The organism is Flavobacterium daemonense (assembly GCF_007341385.1).
In the GTDB taxonomy this organism is placed as follows: Bacteria; Bacteroidota; Bacteroidia; order Flavobacteriales; family Flavobacteriaceae; genus Flavobacterium; species Flavobacterium daemonense.
The window spans coordinates 1-8,603 of sequence record NZ_VJYD01000027.1; the positions used below are offsets into that span (position 1 = coordinate 1).

The window sequence follows — 8,603 nt, forward strand, 5'->3', positions numbered from 1 at the left end:
GGAACGAACAGTTTACTTTTGCTTCCTTTCTCAATCATAAATCTACTCAAAATTTCAAAAAACAAATCTAAAGGAGGGACGAGGAATCTCCACAAGAAGCTCTACAAAAATTGAGACTTTAAATTGCGGAGCTACTTGCGGAGATTCCTCGTTCCTCGGAATGACAAACTTCACGCAACAATCCAGCAATCTAAGAAGTCTAACTTATCTAAACAACAATTTTAAAATACTTCAACAACGCCGCCTCACCTTTTCCCGTAACAATAATCGCTCTGGAATTTTCAGTTTTTCTGAGCCAATCTTCATTTATCATTTTATTGAAAAGCAAAGTTCCAACTGAACCAGCAATATGATTTCTTCGTTCGCTCCAGTCTAAACAAGGTTTTAAAAATATTCGTTTTTGTTTTTGTGCTTCTTCTAAATTAATTCCTAAATCTGAGAACCATTTTTCTCCTTCTTTGCTAATTTCGAAAGCATTGTTTTTTTCTACAATTATTTCTTGCTCTAATAAACTATCCGTCACAGCAACACCAATTTTTCCAGTGAGATGATCGTAGCAAGTTCTGCAGAATTTTATTGGAGGATAATTTTCGGGTTTATTTTTTAGAGAAACTTCAGGCTTCGGAACCAAACTTGCCATTGCTTCAAGTGCGTACGCAACTTCTTTATTCGAAAATCTATAATATTTATGACGACCTTGTTTTTCGACACAAAGCAAATCGGCATCAAGAAGTTTCCCTAAATGCATGCTTATATTTTGTGGAGAAGTATTTACAGAAACCGCTAATTCTGTAGCTGTAAAAGCTCTTCCGTCCATCAACGTCCACAAAATTGAGGCGCGAGTTGGGTCGCCAATTAAAGATGACGTTTTTATAAATTGATCTTCCATTTCGATAATCATAGTTAAGCGCAGAATGAACTATTGCTATGTAAAGTTAAATAACTTTGTCAAAAACTTTTAGCATGAACTCCACTTTATTCCTTCAATCTGATGTCAGCGACCCTTATTTGTTCTATAAAAACAGGCTAGAAAACGAGCAGGCTTATTGGGATGAAACGAGTAAAATCTGGGCAATTTATTCTTATGACGCTTGTGTTTCTATTTTGAAAAATCCGAAAGCTGAAATTCCGCAGATAAATCAAAACAACGAACAAAAACTGAATACAAAAGCTTTAGAAATTTTAAATAATCTGACACGATTATCAAACGGAACGCGGCATGAAATTTCAAAAGAAATTGCTATTTTATTGTTTTCAAAAATGAAATCGGTCGATATCAATTCGATTATTTCTCAATTAATAAAAAATAATTTAATTGGTAATAAAATTGATTGGGTAAATTCGGTTTGTAAAAAATTGCCCGCTTTAGTTATCTTGAAAAGTTTTGGTTTTGGAGAAAAAGATTGTGATTTTATTTCAAACCAAATTGAATTTTTGGTAAAATTAATGCTTCCGCAAAAGACAGAAGAGCAAGTAAATTCTATAAATGAAGTTTCACCAGCAATTTTTTCAATTGTAGAAAAGCAACTTTCTTCATTACATTTTTACGAATCTTTATCTGCCAAAATTTCGGAATCAAATTCACTTTCGCTTGACGAAATTAAAACAATAAGCATTAGTAATTTAATCGGATTTTTTGTTCAGAGTTTTGACGCCGGAAGAGGACTTTTGAGCAATTCGTTGTTGCAGATTCTAAATAATAAAACTTTTTCGGATAAAGCAGAAATTGAAAAAGCGGTTATTGAAACTTTGCGTTTTGATCCGCCAATCCATAATACAAGACGAATTGCTGTTGAAGATATTACTCTCGGCGAAAGCCAAATTAAAAAAGGCGATTCGATTTTAATTGTACTTGCATCGGCCAATCGAGATCCTGAAAAGTTTGAAAATCCACTTAACTTTGACATTGAAAGAAGCAACAATAACGAAAATCTAACTTTTGGAATTGGCGCACATATGTGTTTGGCAAAATATTTTTCGATTCATTTAGCCACTGAAGCCTTATGGTTTTTGTTTGATCACTATAAAACCATAGAACTTTTAGAAAATAATACTCAATACGAGTCAATGATCAATGCCAGATTACCCAAAAACATCTGGATTTCAATAAAATAAAAAATAAAAATATGATAGCTGTAATTTTTGGAGTTATTCCGAATGAAGGAAAAAGAGAAGAATATCTAGAGATCGCCGCGAGTTTGCGTCCGGAATTAGACCATATTGAAGGCTTTATTTCGATAGAACGTTTTCAGAGTTTTAGCAATCCTGAAAAGGTTTTGTCTTTGTCTTTTTGGAGAGATGAAGAAAGTATTCAAAAATGGCGAAATCTGGAAATGCATCGACATGCACAAGCTAAAGGGCGAAATGAAGTTTTTAAAGATTATCATTTACGAATTGCAACTGTCGTGCGTGATTATGGAATGTTTGACAGAAAGGAAACTCCTAGGGATAGTTCTGAATTTCATTCTTGAAAAAGGTCCTAAGATTCTAAGTTGCTAAGATTCTAAGTTTTTTTCTTATAGTAACCATATTTTTGTCATACTGAGGAACGAAGGATCACACTAGTAATTCGACAAAGATTGGCGACTTTCTTTACGGAGTTTCTTGTGTGATTTCTCCCTTCGGTAGAAATGACAAGATTGCGAAAAATCTAAAATCTGAAATCTGAAATCTAAAATCATTTTTTTGCCTACTTTTGCAGTATGGAAGAAAATCTAAAACGTCTTAATAAATTTATTGCTGAAACGGGTTTCTGTTCTCGTCGTGAAGCCGATAAATTAATTGAGGAAGGACGCGTGACAATAAATGGTGCTGTGCCGGAAATGGGGACTAAAGTTTCTCCAGATGATGAAATACGCGTTGACGGAAAATTGATTGTTGAGAAACACGAAAAAATGATTTATTTGGCTTTCAATAAACCTGTCGGAATTGAATGTACAACGAATCTTGAAGTTCGAAATAACATTGTTGATTATATTAATTACCCAAAACGTATTTTCCCAATTGGAAGATTGGATAAAGCGAGTGAAGGTTTGATTTTTATGACCAACGACGGCGATATTGTCAATAAGATTTTGCGCGCCAGAAACAATCACGAAAAGGAATATACGGTTACGGTTAACAAACCTATTACGGATCGTTTTATACAAAGAATGGGAAATGGTGTTCCAATTTTGGACACGGTTACCAAGAAATGTAAAGTGGAGCAAATCAGTAAATACACTTTCAAAATTATTCTGACTCAAGGTCTAAACCGTCAGATTCGAAGAATGTCTGAGTATTTGGGTTATGAAGTTACCGCTTTAAAACGTATCCGAATTATTAATATTTCACTAGACGTTCCCGTTGGGCGTTATCGCGATTTGACTGATGCGGAAATTAAAGAATTAAATAAATTAATCGAACCTTCAAGCAAGACCGAAGAAGCGAGTTTGCCAAAGGTCGAAAGTCCAAAACCAGTTTCCAATAGAAGAACAACATTCATATCAAAACATGATCCTCGATTTAAGAAAAGAGGTGATAATTAAATATAAAACAAAAATGGTCGCTATAAAAATAGCGACCATTTATTTATTAGCCCCATTATAGCATCCAGCTAAGAAGCTTATCTTTAACTTCTTGTGTAATACGAACGCCTTGATTAACTGCTTTATCCGTTTCACGAGTATGAATACCTATTATTTCTCCTGTATCCTTTAAAACAAGAGCAGATCCACTAGCACCTTTTGCCGTTGAGATAGGATAACGAAGACTCAAAACACCAACCTCCGTCAATTTACCATTTGCTTCTGACATCGTTTCCTTGAACCAACCATAACCGTTAATTTGCAACGATTTATTAAGGAGATGTTCATCTGTTTTCACGTGTAATAATGGAAGGTTTCCGCCAGGCTTAATTGCTTTTTTTAATTTAACGATACCGTAATCCAAATTAACATCTTCTTGAATAAGCTCGTCATCTATAAATCTTAATGGAAGATCATTTGGTATTGATACCGTTGGATAACCTGCTGGATAATACCAAGCTTCTGCTTCTACTTCCTCAAAAGGTAATTTGGGTACATTACTAGCTCTTATAAATTTAATGCTTTTTGCTTTCCCTCCATCATTTTTAGAATATAAATTATGGGCGCAAGTCAAAAGATATAAACTTTCTTCGTCTCCTTCATTTTTTCCAATTAATGTAGCCGTTCCTATAAACTCTTCAGTGCTATTGGGATATACCATAACTAGTAATCCAACATTTTTATAAGGCGCTATCGTAGTATCTGGAACTTTTACAGGAGTATTTCCTGGAATTGGTTTAAAAACATTTTCTTCATTTAAATTATTAATTTTCATAATTTTAATTTTTAAAGGTTAATTAATTGCTTTCATTATCTTGAAAAAGTACTCGACTCTCTTACCATCTGTTCAGCTAATGAGATTTCTTGCAAATGGTGTTTCATATCTAATGGAACATCCATATCCATTGTTAAATGACAACCAGGACAAATAATACTTTTCTTCACTACAAGATCCATCATGGTAAACTTAATCTTGAATCTGCAGGCAGGACATTCAAGTCCGTTAGATTCCTCTTTTGGTTTTGAATTTTTCATAACTCTAATTCTTTTACGTTATTAATTCGCTTATCATTTACGTTATTAATTTCGCCCATCATAGCTAAAAGCTGAATAATACCACCAGGCATATCACCGTCAATCATGTTGAGTCTAACTTTCATATTAGATTTCATAGTCTCCATATTACTACTTGTACTTGGAGTCAAAAATGCCTTTATTGCAGATTGTCTTTGTGGCAATTTTACCGTTTTGTCATCGTCTAACAATGACGGAGGCGATTCCTCTTCGTCTATGTCTACGGTTATCATTTTAACTTTCATATCAAAATTGGCGTCTTTGATCCGTAGTAGCGGAAGCTGGATTAAGGAAAGTACAGGCAAACTAAACACTTCAACTTTGCCTTGTTCATTAGTAAAAGAAAAGCTTACCATTTTTAGTTTTGGCAATTTTCCTTTTTGATCCCAATCGTCAAATCCATAGTCCATTATAAATTTGGTTATTCGTTCAGATAAATCAATATCAGCCTGAATAACTGCTTCGAGAGGGGCCAGAAAAATATCCGTTAATCTTGTTGCCCCTGTACTGAATAGTCCTTTTCTCATTTTTCTGGTGTATTTGGCGGTACTCTTTCTACCATTAGATTACGCATTTTCATGACTACTTTAGCTTTTTGTATTGCATCTGGCGGAAGCTCTTTTAAAAGTTGCGCATCTACAATTATATTTATGCTTTTTGGAATATATTTTACAGAAGACTTAACAGAATCATCTATTTCCTGAATATGTTTATCGAGATTGTTTTTGACTTTCTCTGAAACATCATCTAGATTAATATGCTTAATAAATGGTGCCATGTGTTGATGGTTTAAAACATTTCGTTCTACCGTATTTAGTGCAAGAGGAATTAATATGTTCGTAACAATCTGATAATGCTCCAATTCCTTCTCATTTGATTTATTAAGGAGAGTATCGAGCTCATTAACAAAAGGCATTTTTATATCAGTAAGCATAAAATCAATTAGCTTTCCTGATGAAAGATTCTTTTTAATCTCCAGCCATTTGACATTTGAAGATTCAGGAGAAAGATCGACTTCATCAATAATCTTTTTTTGATATCTTAGCAAAGCCTTTTTTATCAATCTTTTCATCTTACTAAATATCAAGACTATATCAAAACTTTCTTGATACCCTATTTCATCTTTTTTCTCGTAAGCATAGTTTATATCTAGTGTAATCTGTTTTATTTCAGCAGTAGGAATAGGGAGCAGGTTGTTATCCCGCTCACCTAATTTCTGAGAAAATACGTAAGATTCATACTGTGCCTCTACGAGGTTATTAAGAACATCTGTAAATAAATTTTCCACTGTCATGGCTATACGTATTTAAGGTTAAAAATCAATTAAGCCGGTAGCTGACCAATGAAAGAAAGTATCCCTGAAGCGCTTAATCCTTGTTTAGCATCTGCAAGCGTAAATTCGACTGCTTCGTTATAAGGATTTGCAGGATCCGTTAATACACCAGTTACAGTAAAGGTTACATTACCGTTACTATCTGTTGTTTGGTCGGGTATAGCATCAAAAGTAATGGCTTTTCCTCCTTTAGTTGTTAAGGCAACTTGTTCGCCAGCTAGAACAAGTCCGTTAGAGTCTTTAATATTTGCCGTTATATTTACAGCAAATTTTCCGTCTTTAGCTAAAGCAGCTACATCAACTTGAGGATTTGCAGGAGAGAAAGTAAACGTACCTTTTGAATTTGCATCTGTAATACTTGACTGCAAAATATTCAAAACCGTAGCAAGTCCCGCAGGCATATCTGATTGTCCTGCATGTACTTGTACATCCATTGTATATTCCACAGAATATTTAGACTCTTCAGACGCTTTTGAATCTTTTTTACTTGAATAATTAGCTTTAAACTCGGCCGAAACACTAAAGGGACCATAACCAAAACTTGCTTTTGCGCTACCTCCTGCTTCTGTAGTTTCAGATGAAGATGTTTCAGAAACTGAAGATGAAGATGCCGAAATATTAGCCTTAAAATTAATCTGCACCTCGTCTATCGCAATATACGGTATTGGCACAATAGTTAAAAGCGGAACAATAAGCTTGGTCATTTGACCATTTTTATTGTAGTAAAACGTTACATTGACTGCTTCTTTTTTCCCTGTCGCTTTGTCTTCATTAAGACCTACTTGTTGAATAAATTCCCAACTTGTTTTAGCCGCCATAGCTTGAGCTTTGATTGCTGCGTCAAGAGGACCACCAATAAGGGATGAAAACGGTAATGCCTGCAAGGCATTTGTCGCCACTTTGGACGGAGTAGTATCGATTGACATGATAAAAATTATTTAATTACCTACTCGTTTGGTTTTTCGGATACACCTCGTTTTTTTAAGTGGATTCTGAACTCCACTACTCAACAAAAACCAAAACACGCTAGCAATACTCTGATTTTCAATAGTAAAGCTATACTATAATTTACAATCTAGATCAAAAAATGGTATGAGAGCAGTATTTATTGGTACAAGATTTAATAACCGAGGCATAAGATTATTTCAAAAAAAAATCCTTCAAGAAGAAGGATCACTTTGGTTAATTATATAAATTCTGGATTATTTTAATATGGTAAACTTGCTCACAAAGTCTTTATATTTTTCGCTAAGTACTACAGCATGATTCCCTTTTAGAATTACAACATTATCGCTTAAAATAATTTCAACAATTTTATTTGAGTTTACGATGTAATTTCGATGTGTTCGAATAAATTTTAAGGGATCTAAGATTTCTAAAATCTTAATTAACGACATTAGAATTAGAAATTTTTCTTTCTCGGTAATAATATTGCAATATCTATCTTCAACTTCGATATAAGAAATATCTTCGGTACGTACTTTTTTGAGTGTTTTGTTTTTTTTAATAAAAAGGTATTTATCACTAATGACTGCATTTTGATTTTTACCTGTTAGAATATTTGGCTGATGATAAAATTTTTCGACTGCCATTTCGAGTGAATACAACAGTTCTAATTCGTTAAAGGGTTTTAGTAAAAAACTAAAAGGGCGAGTAAGTTTTGCACGATCAAAAATTTCACGTTCTTTTGAGCTTGTCAAAAAAACAAAAGGTTTTAAAGCATTTGGTACAATACTAATCGTTTCGGCAAACGTAATACCATCTGGTTTGCCATTTAAATAAATATCTATAATAATAATGTCAACAACATTACTATAAAAAAGATCCAAAGCTTGTTTATGTGTTGTAGCAACCCCGGCAACATTGTAACCATTTGTAATGAGGAGAGAAACAAGAAAATTACTCTCTTCTTTATTGTCTTCAATTACCAGTACATTTATATTATCCATTTTTTTTTACTCTTAGGTAGTATTATAATGAATTTAGTCCCTTGATTTTCTGCGCTCTCGATCTTTAACTTTCCTTCATTTTTAAGAATCAGGTTTTTACAGAGCTGCATTCCTAGACCAGTTCCTATATTATCATCTGAATGTTTTTTTGAAAGCAGAAATGATTCGTCTAAAATTTCTTTTTGAAGAGAAGGGCTCATTCCTATTCCAGAATCTTGAATTACTACATGGCAAAAATCTTCTTCAATATCATTATCTGCATACAAAGAAATTTTTCCCTTTGCAGGTGTAAATTTGATTGCATTATCTAATAAATTTCTAATAATTATTTTCAACGAATCTAGGTCAGCAAGAACATAAACTTCTTCTGCAACTTTATTTTCAAAACTTATTTCTTTATCCATCAAAAGAGCTCTGTAGTTATATTGAACTTGTTCGACAATTGAATAAAGATGAAGAGATTCAATATAAAAATAAGTTTGTGCCGTTTGCAGTATTGCCCAATTGAGTAAATTATCTAATAAATTATAAGCAGCATTTGTTATTGCAATGTTTTTTGCCAGTAAAACATCTAATTCTGAAAAATTTCTATTTTCAAGATTTTCTGCAAATTCCAGTGATATTGACCACCCAATTCCAATTTAAAGTGACCACCTGATTCCAATTCAAAATGACCACCTA

The 8,603-nt window shown here is 33.3% G+C and carries 11 protein-coding genes; 3 read left to right on the top strand and 8 right to left on the bottom strand.

Annotated features, from left to right (window positions below):
* Positions 1 to 208: 208 nt before the first annotated feature.
* Positions 209 to 901: an ArsR/SmtB family transcription factor gene (locus tag FND99_RS19995; protein WP_246074251.1), complete on the bottom strand. Its 693-nt coding sequence runs from the start codon at positions 899 to 901 to the stop codon at positions 209 to 211.
* 62 nt (positions 902 to 963) lie between these two features.
* On the opposite strand from FND99_RS19995, the gene FND99_RS20000 reads away from it, so the two are divergent.
* From FND99_RS20000 to rluF, 3 genes are all read left to right on the top strand, one after another.
* On the top strand, positions 964 to 2,115 hold the full coding sequence (locus FND99_RS20000) for a cytochrome P450 (RefSeq protein ID WP_144339692.1): 1,152 nt from the start codon (positions 964 to 966) through the stop codon (positions 2,113 to 2,115).
* A gap of 11 nt (positions 2,116 to 2,126) precedes the next feature.
* A complete protein-coding gene (locus FND99_RS20005; RefSeq protein WP_144339693.1) occupies positions 2,127 to 2,471 on the top strand; it encodes an antibiotic biosynthesis monooxygenase family protein in 345 nt (114 codons plus the stop codon).
* 231 nt (positions 2,472 to 2,702) lie between these two features.
* Entirely contained in the window at positions 2,703 to 3,527 is an 825-nt protein-coding gene (gene rluF / locus FND99_RS20010) for a 23S rRNA pseudouridine(2604) synthase RluF (protein ID WP_144339694.1), read from the top strand.
* A 55-nt stretch (positions 3,528 to 3,582) separates the two neighbouring features.
* Here the strand turns inward: rluF and FND99_RS20015 are convergent, their stop codons facing one another.
* The 7 genes from FND99_RS20015 to FND99_RS20320 form a co-directional block, all read right to left on the bottom strand.
* Positions 3,583 to 4,341: a trypsin-like serine peptidase gene (locus tag FND99_RS20015; protein WP_144339695.1), complete on the bottom strand. Its 759-nt coding sequence runs from the start codon at positions 4,339 to 4,341 to the stop codon at positions 3,583 to 3,585.
* Between the two features lie 35 nt (positions 4,342 to 4,376).
* Positions 4,377 to 4,601 (bottom strand): hypothetical protein, encoded by a 225-nt coding sequence (locus FND99_RS20020; protein ID WP_144339696.1) that lies wholly within the window; start codon positions 4,599 to 4,601, stop codon positions 4,377 to 4,379.
* Positions 4,598 to 5,167, bottom strand: coding sequence for a DUF2589 domain-containing protein (locus FND99_RS20025; protein ID WP_144339697.1), 570 nt, complete (start codon positions 5,165 to 5,167; stop codon positions 4,598 to 4,600). Before FND99_RS20025 ends, FND99_RS20020 begins: the two co-directional genes overlap by 4 nt.
* Entirely contained in the window at positions 5,164 to 5,934 is a 771-nt protein-coding gene (locus FND99_RS20030; RefSeq protein ID WP_144339698.1) for a hypothetical protein, read from the bottom strand. The genes FND99_RS20025 and FND99_RS20030 overlap by 4 nt, the downstream gene beginning before the upstream one ends.
* Positions 5,935 to 5,963: 29 nt before the next feature.
* Positions 5,964 to 6,899: a DUF2589 domain-containing protein gene (locus FND99_RS20035; RefSeq protein ID WP_162615581.1), complete on the bottom strand. Its 936-nt coding sequence runs from the start codon at positions 6,897 to 6,899 to the stop codon at positions 5,964 to 5,966.
* A 276-nt stretch (positions 6,900 to 7,175) separates the two neighbouring features.
* Positions 7,176 to 7,922, bottom strand: a complete 747-nt coding sequence (locus FND99_RS20040) for a LytR/AlgR family response regulator transcription factor (RefSeq protein WP_144339700.1) — start codon at positions 7,920 to 7,922, stop codon at positions 7,176 to 7,178.
* On the bottom strand, positions 7,910 to 8,326 hold the full coding sequence (locus FND99_RS20320; RefSeq protein WP_246074252.1) for a sensor histidine kinase: 417 nt from the start codon (positions 8,324 to 8,326) through the stop codon (positions 7,910 to 7,912). The genes FND99_RS20040 and FND99_RS20320 overlap by 13 nt, the downstream gene beginning before the upstream one ends.
* Positions 8,327 to 8,603 lie beyond the last annotated feature (277 nt).

Bases quoted from the DNA above. Each gene is read 5' to 3' on its own strand.
- FND99_RS20030 (WP_144339698.1), bottom strand. From the start codon at position 5,934: ATGACAGTGGAAAATTTATTTACAGATGTTCTTAATAACCTCGTAGAG.
- FND99_RS20000 (WP_144339692.1), top strand. From the start codon at position 964: ATGAACTCCACTTTATTCCTTCAATCTGATGTCAGCGACCCTTATTTG.
- FND99_RS19995 (WP_246074251.1), bottom strand. From the start codon at position 901: ATGATTATCGAAATGGAAGATCAATTTATAAAAACGTCATCTTTAATT.
- FND99_RS20025 (WP_144339697.1), bottom strand. From the start codon at position 5,167: ATGAGAAAAGGACTATTCAGTACAGGGGCAACAAGATTAACGGATATT.
- FND99_RS20320 (WP_246074252.1), bottom strand. From the start codon at position 8,326: ATGGATAAAGAAATAAGTTTTGAAAATAAAGTTGCAGAAGAAGTTTAT.
- FND99_RS20020 (WP_144339696.1), bottom strand. From the start codon at position 4,601: ATGAAAAATTCAAAACCAAAAGAGGAATCTAACGGACTTGAATGTCCT.
- FND99_RS20005 (WP_144339693.1), top strand. From the start codon at position 2,127: ATGATAGCTGTAATTTTTGGAGTTATTCCGAATGAAGGAAAAAGAGAA.
- rluF (WP_144339694.1), top strand. From the start codon at position 2,703: ATGGAAGAAAATCTAAAACGTCTTAATAAATTTATTGCTGAAACGGGT.
- FND99_RS20015 (WP_144339695.1), bottom strand. From the start codon at position 4,341: ATGAAAATTAATAATTTAAATGAAGAAAATGTTTTTAAACCAATTCCA.
- FND99_RS20040 (WP_144339700.1), bottom strand. From the start codon at position 7,922: ATGGATAATATAAATGTACTGGTAATTGAAGACAATAAAGAAGAGAGT.
- FND99_RS20035 (WP_162615581.1), bottom strand. From the start codon at position 6,899: ATGTCAATCGATACTACTCCGTCCAAAGTGGCGACAAATGCCTTGCAG.